Here is a 13,284-nt window from a genome sequence, read left to right as displayed (position 1 = left end):
TGTCTGAATATTTCAGACGGTCTTTAAAATTGTTCACAACCTTATCAACAGGTTTTCCATAGATTAAACCAGATTTTGCGGATTTCCGGCCACGAAGCGGTTGATGTTGTCCAAAAGGATGTCAAACAGACGGTTGGCGGCTTCTTGGCTTGCCCATGCAATGTGTGGCGTAACGATGAGGTTGGGCAGTCGGGCTTTCAGCAGAGGGTTGCCGTCGCGCGGCGGCTCTTGTGTCAATACGTCAAAACCTGCTCCGCCGATTTGGCCGTATTTCAACGCCGCAACCAAAGCGGCTTCATCGACCAAGCCGCCGCGACCGCAGTTGATGAGGATGGCGCCGGGTTTCATTTGCTGCAATTCGGCTTCGCCTATCATATTGGCCGTTTGTGGCGTGAGCGGGCAATTAAGCGATACGACATCGGCAGAACGGATGGCTTCGTCAAAGGAAACATAGCCGTCGCGGACGCTTTGGGCATTTTTATGTTCGGCGAACACGACATTCATTTTGAAAGCCTGAGCATAAGTTGCCAGTGTTTTACCGATATTGCCGCGACCGAAAATAGCCAGCGTTTTACCGTTCAAATCGCGCATCGGTGCGCCGAGGTGGCAGAAAAACGGCGAGTTTTCCCATAAGCCTGCCGCAACATCGCGCTGATAGGCAGGCAGGTTGCGCATCAGGGTAATCATCATCATAAACGCGTGTTCCGCCACGGATTCATTGCCGTAAGCGCGGATATTGCACACTGCCGTGCCGTTTTGTTTGGCAGCCTCAACGTCCACATTATTGACGCCTGTTGCGGTAACGGCAACCAGCTTGAGTTGTGGATTTTCGGCAAATGCTTGGGCGGAAATCACGACTTTGTTGGTAATCACAATGTCCGCGCCGCGGATACGCTCTAAGGTTTCGTGCGCTTCGGTTGTGCCGTAGCTGCTCAATGTATGTGGAAAATCAAAATCAAACGGGCGGTTGACGAGGGTATCGCGGTCGAGGACGACAATATGGAGCTGGTTCATAAAATTCCTATCAAAAATAAAATATCAATTTATAAAATCTAAATCAGGATAAAGGATTTAAAATTTACGCGTTAGTTGATAATAATTATTATGTAGCGATTAAAACATCAATGTATCAGGAAAACAGCATGATTAAAACCATTACATTTGCTATTTTGCATTTCAGCGTCGCATTTAGTGTCGCCTATATTTTGACCGGCAGTATCGGTGTTTCCAGCGCGGTCGCTTTGGTCGAACCCATCGTCAATACCGTCGTCTTTTATTTTCACGAAAAAGCATGGAACCGCTACGAGAAAAACAAATCCGAAAAGCAAAAATTGTGGGTGCTTCTGCATCAGTGCGGCTAAAGTTTCAGACGGCCTTTTGCTTGATTAAAACCGATTATGTTTTTGCGGTTCGTCCATCGCCATAAAAATGCCAAACCCTAAAATAGAGTAAGGCTTTACGAAGGCTTCATGAAGGTAAAAATGCTAAAATACGCTATTCTTGCAAACCCATTCAGACGGCCTCAATGCTCACCGATTTAGAAAAAAACGCCATCCGCGACCATTACCAAAACATCGGCAAAAACCTGCCCGGTTTCCGTCCGCGCGCTTCGCAGCGGGAAATGATTGCGGCGATTGCCAACGCTTTTTCGCGGACGTTGACGCGTGAAGAAGGCGAAGAAGCGCCCAAACGCGAGGGCGAGAGCATTGCCGTGATCGAAGGGCCGACCGGCGTGGGTAAATCGTTGGCCTACCTTTTGGCCGGCGGTATCATGGCGCAGACGCGCGGCAAACGGTTGATTGTCAGCAGTGCGACGGTGGCTTTGCAGGAGCAGTTGGTTGACCGCGATTTGCCGTTTCTTGTCGAAAAAAGCGGTTTGGAGCTGACCTTTGCGCTTGCCAAAGGGCGCGGCCGTTATCTTTGTCCGTACAAACTCTATCAACTGACGCAAAACAATGCCCAGCAAAACCTGCTTGGTTTTGAAGCACCGGAAGTGTTGTGGGACAGCAAACCCAAGCCGGAAGAATTGAACCTGTTGCGCGACATTGCCGATGAATTTTCCGCCCGCCGCTTTAATGGCGACCGCGACACTTGGCCGGAAAAAATCGATGACACGATTTGGCTCAAAGTTACCAACGACCGCCACGGCTGCCTGAAATCCGCCTGTCCTAACCGTTTGGAATGCCCGTTTTACCTGGCACGCGATGTTTTGGAAACCGTCGATGTCGTCGTTGCCAACCACGATCTTCTGCTTGCCGACATCAGCATGGGCGGCGGCGTGATTCTGCCTGCGCCCGAAAACAGTTTCTATTGCATAGACGAAGCGCACCACCTGCCCAAAAAAGCCCTCAGCCGTTTTGCCGCCGAACATTCATGGAATATTGCCGTTTGGGCGCTGGAAAAACTGCCGCAGCTGACCGGCAAAATTGCCGCGCTGACCGATAAAGCCGAACTTGCCAACCTTGCCGACGAAGCTGCCACATCCTTGCTCGACAGCTTGCACGAATGGCAGTTCCATTTGGCGGAAGAGCCGTCTTTAAGTCTGGGGTCGTCTGAAAACGACAGGCGGAAACACAACGAACCAACTTGGCTGTGGGAAGACGGCAAAATCCCCGAAGGCCTGGAGACCACAGTTTCCAATACGGCCATTGCTGCGCGCAGCCTGCTCAAACACGTTGTCGGCTTGAACGATGCGCTTTCTGCCGCGCGCCGCGAAAAAGAGCAGGACGGCGCGCTCCTCGACCGCCTGATCAGCGAGTTCGGCCTTTTTATCGCCCGTATCGAACAAATCAGCGCGGTTTGGGATTTGCTCTCCACCGTTCCCATTGAGGGCGAAGAGCCGTTGGCGAAATGGATAACCCGCCGTGCCGACGACAAAAACGACTATATTTTCAACGCCAGCCCCATCAGCAGCGCATCCCACCTTGCCAATAGCCTGTGGCGGCGCGCGGCAGGCGCGGTATTGACTTCGGCCACCCTGCAATCGCTCGGCAGCTTCAACCTGATTTTGCGGCAAACCGGCCTATTATGGCTGCCCGAAACCACCACGCTTGCTTTGGAAAGCCCGTTTAATTTCGATACGCAAGGCGAGCTGTATATTCCGCCCGTGCACGCCAGCCCGAAAGACCCTGATGCGCATACTGCCGCCATTGTCGAATGGTTGCCGAAGCTGGTTTCTCCGGTTGAAGCCATCGGCACGCTGGTGTTGTTTTCCTCGCGCAAACAAATGCAGGACGTCGCCTTGCGCCTGCCTGACGAATATTTGCCGCTTCTGCTTGTGCAGGGTGAGTTGCCCAAGGCCGTTCTTTTACAAAGGCACCATCAAGCCATTGCCGAAGGCAAAGCCAGCATTATTTTCGGCCTCGACAGTTTTGCTGAAGGCCTCGACCTGCCCGGCACGGCCTGTGTGCAAGTTATCATTGCCAAGCTGCCGTTTGCCATGCCGGATAATCCCATCGAGAAAACCCAAAACCGTTGGATTGAACAACGCGGCGGCAATCCCTTTATCGAAATCACGGTGCCCGAAGCCAGCATCAAACTGATCCAAGCCGTCGGCCGCCTTATCCGTACCGAACAGGATTACGGTCGCGTGACCATCCTCGACAACCGCGTCAAAACGCAACGCTACGGCCAGCAATTATTGGCCTGTCTGCCACCGTTTAAACGGATAGGGTAGTTGTGGATAATTCAAAGGCAAAGGCCGTCTGAAACCAAATGTTCAGACGGCCTTTTATTCTTTTCAAGCTATAAATCCAATTTCATGACGGATACAGCTTCCCCGTTGTGCCAAGTCTGTGTGATTTCTTTCCAACCGAACTTTTCATACACGGCCTGCACATCCGGCGTGGGGTAATTCCTAAATCAAATTTTACTAGCACACAGTTAGAAGATATTATGGCTGGAAAACGGACTATTAATGGATATATTTGGCATCATAATGCACAAAGTGCACCAAATAACATGCAGCTAGTACCATTGGAAATACATGATGCAGTTAGACATACTGGTCAAAATGCATTAAAAAAAGGACGTTAATCAAGGAAATGAATAATGAAAAAATTAAATATCTGGAGAGATGAAGGAAAAGTTTCTGCTTCAATCATTGAAAAATTTGCAGAAAATTTAGGTGTAACATTCCCTAGATCGTATATATATTTGATAAGTGAACATGATTATTTATATCCCGAAGAAGATTGTTTTATTTTTATTGATAATAATAAGAATACAGATGACAGAAATATTTTATTTTTAGGATATAAAAAAGATGCCTCCTGTCATGAAAATATCTATACCTATTCATGCATTGATAATGAATATGGCTATGGAAACCAAGTTGTTGCATTTGGAATAAGTGCAAATGGCGATTATATTTGTTTTGATTACCGTAAGAATTCAAGTAATCCATCCATCGTACTTATGTATCATGATGAATTTTACGAAGATGAACTAGGTAATACCAAGATGATTACAGTTCCCATCACACCTGATTTTGATAGTTTTATAGATAAACTTTATCAAGATGTAGATTAACTGGCACTACTAACCAGCATAGCCTGTGTAACCAACCAAAAAAGTGAAATGGTAGGATGTGCATTCATGCACACGCGGTTTTGGTTTCGCTGAACTCCGTTTCAGGCTGCCTTAAAACCACTTACCTTTCCTTTTTACTTTAACTAATCGTAACTCTAAACTATGCCCACTCCCCCCTAAACATTCTCTCACCCAAGCTCTATCCCAGTGAGCCATATAACGAAAGCGAAGCACCCGGTGCTATCACTTGGTTGTGGTATTAATCCCATGCACCGCCAAGTGCCTATTGCCTGTGTAAAAAAAGAAAATCAACTCACCGAAAAAAACAAGCAAGAAGAATTAAGCACATGACAAAAAACCGTGTATATCCTTGCCCAAGCGGTATTTAGAAGCAGCGGTTGCAGCAGCAGAAGTCAGCATTTCCATAACCTACGGCGAACAGCAAAACCGACAAACCACCCAAGTTCAAGTAAATCAAGCCCAAGCCAGCCAAATTCAAGCAGGCGGTAAAACTACCCTTATTGCCGGAGGTGCAGGCGAACAATCCAATATCAACATCACAGGATCGGATGTTTCAGGTAAAGCAGGAACCGGCCTGATTGCCGATAACGACATCACACTCCAATCCGCCGAACAAAGCAGCAGCGAACGCAGCAACAACAAAAGCAGCGGCTGGATAGAGATACAGATGCGGCAAACCCAGTTCGCGTGCTTTATCCAGACAAAACGAAACCAGCTGCCTGCCCACGCCCAAACCGCGAAATTGCGGCAAAACGAACACATCACCCAGCCAATATTCGTATTCGGGAAAACAGGCCATATCAAACCGCTTCAATGCCGCCGAGCCCATCAGCCGCCCTTCCTTATCCACAGCCGCAAACGCCAGCGGCAAGTCATCCTCATTAAGGCACTGCGCGTAATACGCACGGATTTTGTCCAGAGACGACCACGGCGCAAAATCGTGCCATTCCTCAAACAGCGCGAGGGATAAAGGCTCGACAAATTCAGGCTTCAGACGGCATATGTTCATATTGAGTCCTTTTGTTGTACCGAGTAGGGATAGTTTTTACAGTATAGGCCGTCTGAAAGGTTAACACATCTTAAAAAATCAGCGTAAAACACGATAAACCCGCCGCCAGTCCCATTCAAATCACTTATAATTCTGCCCATACCGCACACAAACAAAAGAAGAACATCATGGCCAAGAAATTTCCCATTTTCCCGAAAAATCCCGAGCGTATCTGCTGGGGTTGCGACAAATACTGCAAAGAAGACGATTTGCAATGCGGCAACGGTTGCGAGCGTATCCAACATCCCATCGAGTTGGACGGCCGCGACTGGTATAAAAAAGGCGACTGGAGCAATTTGTTGAGCGAAGAGCAGCAAATCGAACTTGGACTGAAAGAAGCGCCTAAGCCGGCCAAACCGCATATCAAACTGCCTTTGAAAAACAAAACGGCTTAAACGGAATGCCGTAAACAAACGAAATAAAAGGCCGTCTGAAACCTGAAAAACAGGGTTTCAGACGGCCTTTGCGTTGTCGGATTATGCCTTCACATAATGCACAAACGTGTATTTGATGCCTTTGGCGGAAACATGGTTTTCCCGAGAGGCTTCTTGCCATGTTTTTGTGGAAAACTCAGGAAAAAACGCATCGCCGTCCACATCCAAACCGACTTCGGTCAAACGCAAATCGGTGGCAATCGGCAGGGCTTGTGCATAAATTTGCGCGCCGCCCATGATGATGACTTCTTCAACCCCCTGACACAAAGCCAGCGCATCTTCCAAAGAAGCCGCCGTTTGCGCACCTTCGGCCTGATAATCTTGGCGGGTGATGACGATATTTTGACGGCCGGGCAGCGGTTTGCGCGGCAGCGATTCCCATGTTTTGCGGCCCATAATGACGGGTTTGCCGGTGGTGTAGGATTTGAAGAAGGCAAAATCCTCGGGCAAATGCCAAGGCATGGTGTTTTTGATGCCGATACAGCGGCGGGCGGCGTAGGCGGCGATAAGGGTGATTTTCGGCATGATGAAGTCCGTTTGTAAAATAAAATGATTATAGCGGAAGGGAGGCGGGATGGACTGAATATCCGATATTCTAAAAATGTTTCAATATTTATAAAATTAATATTCAAAATACTTAATTTTGACAAAAATCATTTATTGTTCATTTTTTTAGGTATATGATAAATATCATACCAAATAAAAAAGGAAAGGAAAAAATGATGAGAACCCTCCGCATTTCTGCTTTGACTGCTTCCCTGTCTTTGATGTTGGCTGCCTGCGGCGGTGCAACAAGCGGCTTGTCGAATGCCGTTACCGAGCCGCTCAATCCGCATCCGAAAGGCGTGTTGTCTGTTGAATTGAACGAATCCGTCCCTGAAAACGGTACGTTGGAGCTGACGGCCAACGGTAAAACGCAAACCCTGCAAAAAGGCGGCAAACTTGATACCGGCTTTTTGAAAACCGATAAAGTATCCTCTTACGACTACGCCCAAAAAATCAAGGTAAACGGCCAAGTCATCACTTTGGAAACCGGCGACTTCCAAGTGTATAAACAAAATTATTCCACTGTTGCCGCGCGTTACGCCAAACAAAAAGCCGATGACGCAGGCAAGCTGCAAAACCTCGATACATACACATTCACCGTCGGCGAAGTCCAAGGCGATGAAACAGCGTATCGCAATTTGCCCAAACAAGGCAGCTATCAGTATTCGGGCATCGCGTTTAATGGCGACGACCGCAGTGGCCGTCTGAAATACACCGTGGATTTCGATAAAAAACAAGGTTACGGCAAAATCAGCAGCATGGCTTCCCACAATAATGTCGACCTGCTTGCCGCAGGCATTGCCAATAACAATGGCAAAGCCGCCATCAGCGGTAAAACCAGTTTGAACGGTATTGAAAACGGCCGTTATGATTTGAAACTCTTCGGCCCGCAGGCTGAAGAAATTGCCGGTAAGGCGCAAATCAAAGTTGGTGATTCCACCAAAGAAATCGGTTTGGCCGGTAAGAAAGAATAGAAAAAAGGCCGTCTGAAAGGTTCAGACGGCCTTGTTATTATCCAAAAAAGCAACGGCTCAAACCGTTGCTTTTTTCATGCCAACCTAAATTACAGGCTGCCCAAGATAATGCGCAATACGCGGCGCAACGGCTCGGCAGCACCCCACAAGAGTTGGTCGCCGACAGTGAACGCGCTGATGTATTCGCCGCCCATCTCCAGTTTGCGGATACGGCCGACAGGAACAGACAGCGTGCCGGTAACTTTGGCAGGCGTCAGCTCGTGGATGCTGGCTTCTTTTTCGTTGGGGATAACTTTCACCCAATCGTTTGCACCTGCCAAGATGGCTTCGATTTCAGAAACGGGCAGGTCTTTTTTCAGTTTCAGGGTGAGGGCTTGGCTGTGGCAGCGCATAGAGCCGATGCGTACGCACAAGCCGTCGATTACGGTCGGATTGTCGCTGCGGCCGAGGATTTTGTTGGTTTCCACGCCGCCCTTCCATTCTTCTTTGGACTGGCCGTTGCCCAAGTCCACATCAATCCACGGAATCAGGCTGCCGGCGAGCGGTACGCCGAAGTTGGCTTTCGGATAGTCTTCGCTGCGCAGGAAATCGGACACTTTGCGGTCGATGTCGAGGATCGCGCTGGAAGGGTCGGCAAGCTCGTCTGCCACTTGGGCGTGAATCGCGCCCATGCCGCTGATGAGTTCGCGCATGTTTTTCGCACCCGCGCCGGAAGCGGCTTGGTAGGTCATGCTGGTTGCCCATTCGACCAAATCGTTTTGGAACAGGCCGCCCAAAGCCATCAGCATCAGGGAAACGGTGCAGTTGCCGCCGATGTAGTTTTTCACGCCGTTTTTGAGGCCGTTGTCGATGACGTTGCGGTTGACCGGGTCGAGGACGATAATCGCGTCGTCTTTCATGCGCAGGGAAGAAGCCGCGTCAACCCAGTATCCGTTCCAGCCGCTGTCGCGCAGGGGTTGGAACACGGATTTGGTGTAATCGCCGCCCTGACAGGTAACGATGATGTCCATTTTTGCCAATTTGGCAACATCGTTGGCATCCAACAATGTTTTGGCCGCCTGACCGAAATCAGGGGCAGCACCGCCGACGTTGGAAGTGGTAAAGAAAAACGCTTCGGGAATATGGGCGAAGTCGTTTTCTTCTTTCATACGCTGCATCAAAACAGAGCCGACCATACCGCGCCAGCCGACAAAACCTACTTTCATGTGTTACTCCTTACAAAGAAAATCCGGATAAGTTTATAGTGCATTAACAAAAATCGGAACGGCATCGCCTGCCGCTTTGTTCAGATTTTTGTTAACCCACTATAAAAAAGGGGAAAACAAACGTTTTAACGCCGTCTGCGGAAAATGTAAAGGTTTTTATCGAAAATTTTTAGAATGATAGGAAAATAGGTTAAGATGGCAATGAAATTGCATTTCATTAATGGTACAGAGGAAGATTAAATGAGCAAAATCAATTTGTCGGATTTGCCCCAAACAGAAATAGTAGATGTCCATATTGCTTCGCCGGGGGCGAGGGTTGCGGCATATTTGTTGAATAATCTGTTTACTTTTTTGATATGGTTGCCATTCATTGTGATGGTAGTTTTCACTTTAGATGAAAGCAAAGAATTAGTTTCGGAGTCTTCTCTTTCTAATACCCCTGAATATTTTGCCATAACATTTTTTATTTCTTTGGCTGTTTATTTGGTTTTCGGTATCTTCCAACTGTATTACATGAGCCGGGACGGTCAGTCTTTAGGTAAAAAAATTATGGGCATCCGCGTGTTAAAAAGTGACGGGAATAATCCAGGTTTTGGTGGTACGGTTTTGATACGCGAAGTGGCTTGGTCATTTATTGTCGGTATTATAGTCATTGCAGTAATGTTGGCAGTAAATGAAACGGGTGGAGATTTGGTTTCTCTGCTTATAGCTTTCATCAACTTCATCATGCTCTTTTCCGTCAAACGCGACCGCCGCACGCTCTACGATATGCTGGCCGATACGGTTGTCGTCAAATTGCCGCCGCGCCGATAAATCGCTTTTTTTGATAAAAAATTGGAGATTCCTTTACAAATATGCTCTTACGTGCTATTATTTAAGTGACTATTTAAAAGGAGTTAATAAATATGCGGCAAGGTATTCTTAAATAAACTGTCAATTTGATAGCGGGAACAAATAATTAGATGTCCTTTTTTAGGAGGGCTTAGTTTTTTGTACCCAGTTTAAGAATACCTTTATCATGTGATTCTAAAGTATCCAGAGAATATCTGTATGCTTTGTATACCTATGGTTATGCATAAAAATCCCAGTGATAAAAGTATTTATCACTGGGATTTTTATGCCCTTTTGGGTTTTTGAATGGAGGAAAATCACATGAAAATTATTAATATTGGAGTTTTAGCTCATGTTGATGCAGGAAAAACTACCTTAACAGAAAGCTTATTATATAACAGTGGAGCGATTACAGAATTAGGAAGCGTGGACAAAGGTACAACGAGGACGGATAATACGCTTTTAGAACGTCAGAGAGGAATTACAATTCAGACAGGAATAACCTCTTTTCAGTGGGAAAATACGAAGGTGAACATCATAGACACGCCAGGACATATGGATTTCTTAGCAGAAGTATATCGTTCATTATCAGTTTTAGATGGGGCAATTCTACTGATTTCTGCAAAAGATGGCGTACAAGCACAAACTCGTATATTATTTCATGCACTTAGGAAAATGGGGATTCCCACAATCTTTTTTATCAATAAGATTGACCAAAATGGAATTGATTTATCAACGGTTTATCAGGATATTAAAGAGAAACTTTCTGCCGAAATTGTAATCAAACAGAAGGTAGAACTGCATCCTAATATGCGTGTAATGAACTTTACCGAATCTGAACAATGGGATATGGTAATAGAAGGAAATGATTACCTTTTGGAGAAATATACGTCTGGGAAATTATTGGAAGCATTAGAACTCGAACAAGAGGAAAGCATAAGATTTCATAATTGTTCCCTGTTCCCTGTTTATCACGGAAGTGCAAAAAACAATATAGGGATTGATAACCTTATAGAAGTGATTACGAATAAATTTTATTCATCAACACATCGAGGTCAGTCTGAACTTTGCGGAAAAGTTTTCAAAATTGAGTATTCGGAAAAAAGACAGCGTCTTGCATATATACGTCTTTATAGTGGCGTACTGCATTTGCGAGATTCGGTTAGAATATCGGAAAAGGAAAAAATAAAAATTACAGAAATGTATACTTCAATAAATGGTGAATTATGTAAAATCGATAAGGCTTATTCCGGGGAAATTGTTATTTTGCAGAATGAGTTTTTGAAGTTAAATAGTGTTCTTGGAGATACAAAGCTATTGCCACAGAGAGAGAGAATTGAAAATCCCCTCCCTCTGCTGCAAACGACTGTTGAACCGAGCAAACCTCAACAAAGGGAAATGTTACTTGATGCACTTTTAGAAATCTCCGACAGTGACCCGCTTCTGCGATATTATGTGGATTCTGCGACACATGAAATCATACTTTCTTTCTTAGGGAAAGTACAAATGGAAGTGATTAGTGCACTGTTGCAAGAAAAGTATCATGTGGAGATAGAACTAAAAGAGCCTACAGTCATTTATATGGAGAGACCGTTAAAAAATGCAGAATATACCATTCACATCGAAGTGCCGCCAAATCCTTTCTGGGCTTCCATTGGTTTATCTGTATCACCGCTTCCGTTGGGAAGTGGAATGCAGTATGAGAGCTCGGTTTCTCTTGGATACTTAAATCAATCATTTCAAAATGCAGTTATGGAAGGGATACGCTATGGTTGCGAACAAGGATTATATGGTTGGAATGTGACGGATTGTAAAATCTGTTTTAAGTATGGCTTATACTATAGCCCTGTTAGTACCCCAGCAGATTTTCGGATGCTTGCTCCTATTGTATTGGAACAAGTCTTAAAAAAAGCTGGAACAGAATTGTTAGAGCCATATCTTAGTTTTAAAATTTATGCGCCACAGGAATATCTTTCACGAGCATACAACGATGCTCCTAAATATTGTGCGAACATCGTAGACACTCAATTGAAAAATAATGAGGTCATTCTTAGTGGAGAAATCCCTGCTCGGTGTATTCAAGAATATCGTAGTGATTTAACTTTCTTTACAAATGGACGTAGTGTTTGTTTAACAGAGTTAAAAGGGTACCATGTTACTACCGGTGAACCTGTTTGCCAGCCCCGTCGTCCAAATAGTCGGATAGATAAAGTACGATATATGTTCAATAAAATAACTTAGTGTATTTTATGTTTATGTAAAATCAGCACTTTCCAACATAGGCCGTCTGAAAAATCGCTTTCAGACGGCCTTTCGACACGCTATTGATTCCATGAAAAAACATTTGTACCGCATCACGCTCGTCAGCATTGCCGCGGCCATTCTTGCCGCCTGTCCGAGCAAAAGCATTAAAAACCTCCCCGAAACCGACACCAGCGTTATCAAAGGCCCCGACCGCCCCACCGGTACGCCTGACCCCATCGGTACGACTGTGAGCGGGGGAGGAGCAAACTACACCGTAGTTTCCTACAACGAATTGCCGCACTGGGACCTCCAACACTTTACCAAAAGCCTGCAATCTTTCCGTTTAGGCTGTGAAAAACTTAAAAACCGCCAAGGCTGGCAGGACGTTTGTATCCAAGCCATGCAAACACCGGTGCACCATTTCCAAGCCAAACACTTTTTCGAGCGCTATTTCACTGCATGGCGCGTCGATAACGGCGGCAATCCTGCCGGCACCATTACCGGCTATTACGAACCGGTCCTGCACGGCGACGACAAATCCACGAGCCAATCCCGTTTCCCTATTTACGGCATTCCGAACGATTTCGTTTCCGTTCCGCTGGCTGCAAACTTGAGGGGCAGCAAAGCCACCGTCCGCATCCGCCAAACCGGCCCAAACAGCGGCGTCATCGACAACAGCGGCACATACACGGCCGACTTGTCCAGATTCCCGATTACAGCACGCAGCACCGCGCTGAAAGGCCGTTTTGAAGGCAGCCGTTTCGTTCCTTACTACACCCGCAGCCAAATCAACGGCGGCGCGCTTAACGGCAAAGCGCCGATTTTGGGTTATGCAGATGATCCGGTCGAACTTTTCTTTATGCACATTCAAGGTTCAGGCCGTCTGAAAACACCGTCCGGAAAATACATCCGTGTCGGATTTTCCGATAAAAACGAACATCCGTATGTTTCCATCGGCCGCTATATGGCGGATAAAGGCTATCTGCCGCTGGGTCAGACCAGCATGCAGGGCATCAAGGCCTATATGAAGCAAAACCCCGGCCGCCTTGCCGAAGTTTTGGGACAAAACCCAAGCTACGTCTTTTTCCGCGAGCTGACCGGCAGCAGTGATTCAGGCCCGGTGGGCGCATTAGGTACGCCGTTGATGGGCGAATACGCCGGTGCCATCGACCGCCACTACATCACGCTTGGCGCACCGCTGTTTGTCGCCACTGCCCATCCGATCACCAAAAAAGCCCTCAACCGCTTAATTATGGCGCAAGACACCGGCAGCGCGATTAAAGGCGCGGTCCGTGTGGATTATTTCTGGGGCTATGGTGACGAAGCAGGCGAAGTGGCCGGCAAAATGAAAACCACCGGCTATGTATGGCAGCTCCTGCCCAACGGCATGAAACCGGAATACCGCCCATAAACAGCGGTTTAAAAAGGCCGTCTGAAACCAAGATTGAGGT

The 13,284-nt window shown here is 46.8% G+C and carries 14 protein-coding genes and 2 pseudogenes; 11 read left to right on the top strand and 5 right to left on the bottom strand.

The features are described 5' to 3' along the window. Positions 1–63: 63 nt before the first annotated feature. Positions 64–1,014: a D-2-hydroxyacid dehydrogenase gene (locus LPB400_RS01790; RefSeq protein WP_070712444.1), complete on the bottom strand. Its 951-nt coding sequence runs from the start codon at positions 1,012–1,014 to the stop codon at positions 64–66. Positions 1,015–1,142: 128 nt separating this feature from the next. Here LPB400_RS01790 and LPB400_RS01785 point away from each other — a divergent pair, with 128 nt between their 5' ends. Next, positions 1,143–1,361 carry a DUF2061 domain-containing protein gene (locus LPB400_RS01785; RefSeq protein ID WP_219089188.1) on the top strand — a complete coding sequence of 73 codons (219 nt, stop codon included), beginning with the start codon at positions 1,143–1,145 and terminating at the stop codon, positions 1,359–1,361. A 164-nt stretch (positions 1,362–1,525) separates the two neighbouring features. After that, positions 1,526–3,676, top strand: a complete 2,151-nt coding sequence (dinG, locus tag LPB400_RS01780; RefSeq protein WP_219089187.1) for an ATP-dependent DNA helicase DinG — start codon at positions 1,526–1,528, stop codon at positions 3,674–3,676. 68 nt (positions 3,677–3,744) lie between these two features. On the opposite strand, the pseudogene LPB400_RS10970 reads toward dinG, so the two are convergent. Next, positions 3,745–3,846 (bottom strand): annotated as a pseudogene (locus tag LPB400_RS10970) (GNAT family N-acetyltransferase); the annotation flags it as partial. Here LPB400_RS10970 and LPB400_RS01775 point away from each other — a divergent pair. From LPB400_RS01775 to LPB400_RS11135, 3 genes and pseudogenes are all read left to right on the top strand, one after another. Next, positions 3,823–4,035 (top strand): HNH endonuclease, encoded by a 213-nt coding sequence (locus tag LPB400_RS01775; RefSeq protein WP_432760841.1) that lies wholly within the window; start codon positions 3,823–3,825, stop codon positions 4,033–4,035. The pseudogene LPB400_RS10970 and the gene LPB400_RS01775 overlap by 24 nt on opposite strands. A 15-nt stretch (positions 4,036–4,050) precedes the next feature. Continuing rightward, positions 4,051–4,530, top strand: a complete 480-nt coding sequence (locus LPB400_RS01770) for an SMI1/KNR4 family protein (RefSeq protein ID WP_070461533.1) — start codon at positions 4,051–4,053, stop codon at positions 4,528–4,530. A gap of 403 nt (positions 4,531–4,933) precedes the next feature. After that, positions 4,934–5,206 (top strand): annotated as a pseudogene (locus LPB400_RS11135) (hemagglutinin repeat-containing protein); the annotation flags it as partial. Here the strand turns inward: LPB400_RS11135 and LPB400_RS01760 are convergent. Further along, positions 5,105–5,560, bottom strand: a complete 456-nt coding sequence (locus LPB400_RS01760) for a GNAT family N-acetyltransferase (protein ID WP_225905453.1) — start codon at positions 5,558–5,560, stop codon at positions 5,105–5,107. The pseudogene LPB400_RS11135 and the gene LPB400_RS01760 sit on opposite strands and share 102 nt — an antisense overlap. Positions 5,561–5,727: 167 nt before the next feature. Between LPB400_RS01760 and LPB400_RS01755 the strand changes: the two genes are divergently transcribed. Further along, positions 5,728–5,994 carry a DUF3079 domain-containing protein gene (locus LPB400_RS01755; RefSeq protein WP_003686685.1) on the top strand — a complete coding sequence of 89 codons (267 nt, stop codon included), beginning with the start codon at positions 5,728–5,730 and terminating at the stop codon, positions 5,992–5,994. A gap of 81 nt (positions 5,995–6,075) precedes the next feature. On the opposite strand, the gene LPB400_RS01750 is transcribed toward LPB400_RS01755, so the two are convergent. After that, positions 6,076–6,558: a dihydrofolate reductase gene (locus LPB400_RS01750; RefSeq protein ID WP_219089184.1), complete on the bottom strand. Its 483-nt coding sequence runs from the start codon at positions 6,556–6,558 to the stop codon at positions 6,076–6,078. Between the two features lie 197 nt (positions 6,559–6,755). On the opposite strand from LPB400_RS01750, the gene LPB400_RS01745 reads away from it, so the two are divergent. Further along, positions 6,756–7,553 carry a factor H-binding protein gene (locus tag LPB400_RS01745; RefSeq protein WP_070606566.1) on the top strand — a complete coding sequence of 266 codons (798 nt, stop codon included), beginning with the start codon at positions 6,756–6,758 and terminating at the stop codon, positions 7,551–7,553. An 89-nt stretch (positions 7,554–7,642) separates the two neighbouring features. Here the strand turns inward: LPB400_RS01745 and asd are convergent, their stop codons facing one another. Next, positions 7,643–8,758: an aspartate-semialdehyde dehydrogenase gene (gene asd, locus LPB400_RS01740; RefSeq protein WP_070606570.1), complete on the bottom strand. Its 1,116-nt coding sequence runs from the start codon at positions 8,756–8,758 to the stop codon at positions 7,643–7,645. A gap of 240 nt (positions 8,759–8,998) precedes the next feature. Between asd and LPB400_RS01735 the strand changes: the two genes are divergently transcribed. From LPB400_RS01735 to mltA, 4 genes are all read left to right on the top strand, one after another. Further along, positions 8,999–9,571: an RDD family protein gene (locus LPB400_RS01735; protein WP_219089182.1), complete on the top strand. Its 573-nt coding sequence runs from the start codon at positions 8,999–9,001 to the stop codon at positions 9,569–9,571. A 237-nt stretch (positions 9,572–9,808) separates the two neighbouring features. Then, positions 9,809–9,895: a tetracycline resistance determinant leader peptide gene (locus LPB400_RS01730; protein ID WP_011058339.1), complete on the top strand. Its 87-nt coding sequence runs from the start codon at positions 9,809–9,811 to the stop codon at positions 9,893–9,895. Positions 9,896–9,910: 15 nt separating this feature from the next. After that, positions 9,911–11,830 (top strand): tetracycline resistance ribosomal protection protein Tet(M), encoded by a 1,920-nt coding sequence (gene tet(M), locus LPB400_RS01725; protein ID WP_063856397.1) that lies wholly within the window; start codon positions 9,911–9,913, stop codon positions 11,828–11,830. Positions 11,831–11,921: 91 nt separating this feature from the next. After that, positions 11,922–13,244, top strand: a complete 1,323-nt coding sequence (mltA, locus tag LPB400_RS01720; protein WP_219089180.1) for a murein transglycosylase A — start codon at positions 11,922–11,924, stop codon at positions 13,242–13,244. The last annotated feature ends 40 nt before the right edge of the window (positions 13,245–13,284 follow it).

The organism is Neisseria perflava (genome assembly GCF_019334725.1).
Taxonomy (GTDB): Bacteria; Pseudomonadota; Gammaproteobacteria; order Burkholderiales; family Neisseriaceae; genus Neisseria; species Neisseria subflava_A.
The sequence above is the reverse complement of the archived record's forward strand: the minus strand, read 5'-3'. Positions and strand labels throughout refer to the sequence as shown.

Bases quoted from the DNA above. Each gene is read 5' to 3' on its own strand.
- LPB400_RS01790 (WP_070712444.1), bottom strand. From the start codon at position 1,014: ATGAACCAGCTCCATATTGTCGTCCTCGACCGCGATACCCTCGTCAAC.
- LPB400_RS01785 (WP_219089188.1), top strand. From the start codon at position 1,143: ATGATTAAAACCATTACATTTGCTATTTTGCATTTCAGCGTCGCATTT.
- dinG (WP_219089187.1), top strand. From the start codon at position 1,526: ATGCTCACCGATTTAGAAAAAAACGCCATCCGCGACCATTACCAAAAC.
- LPB400_RS01770 (WP_070461533.1), top strand. From the start codon at position 4,051: ATGAAAAAATTAAATATCTGGAGAGATGAAGGAAAAGTTTCTGCTTCA.
- LPB400_RS01760 (WP_225905453.1), bottom strand. From the start codon at position 5,560: ATGAACATATGCCGTCTGAAGCCTGAATTTGTCGAGCCTTTATCCCTC.
- LPB400_RS01755 (WP_003686685.1), top strand. From the start codon at position 5,728: ATGGCCAAGAAATTTCCCATTTTCCCGAAAAATCCCGAGCGTATCTGC.
- LPB400_RS01750 (WP_219089184.1), bottom strand. From the start codon at position 6,558: ATGCCGAAAATCACCCTTATCGCCGCCTACGCCGCCCGCCGCTGTATC.
- LPB400_RS01745 (WP_070606566.1), top strand. From the start codon at position 6,756: ATGAGAACCCTCCGCATTTCTGCTTTGACTGCTTCCCTGTCTTTGATG.
- asd (WP_070606570.1), bottom strand. From the start codon at position 8,758: ATGAAAGTAGGTTTTGTCGGCTGGCGCGGTATGGTCGGCTCTGTTTTG.
- LPB400_RS01735 (WP_219089182.1), top strand. From the start codon at position 8,999: ATGAGCAAAATCAATTTGTCGGATTTGCCCCAAACAGAAATAGTAGAT.
- LPB400_RS01730 (WP_011058339.1), top strand. From the start codon at position 9,809: ATGCTTTGTATACCTATGGTTATGCATAAAAATCCCAGTGATAAAAGT.
- mltA (WP_219089180.1), top strand. From the start codon at position 11,922: ATGAAAAAACATTTGTACCGCATCACGCTCGTCAGCATTGCCGCGGCC.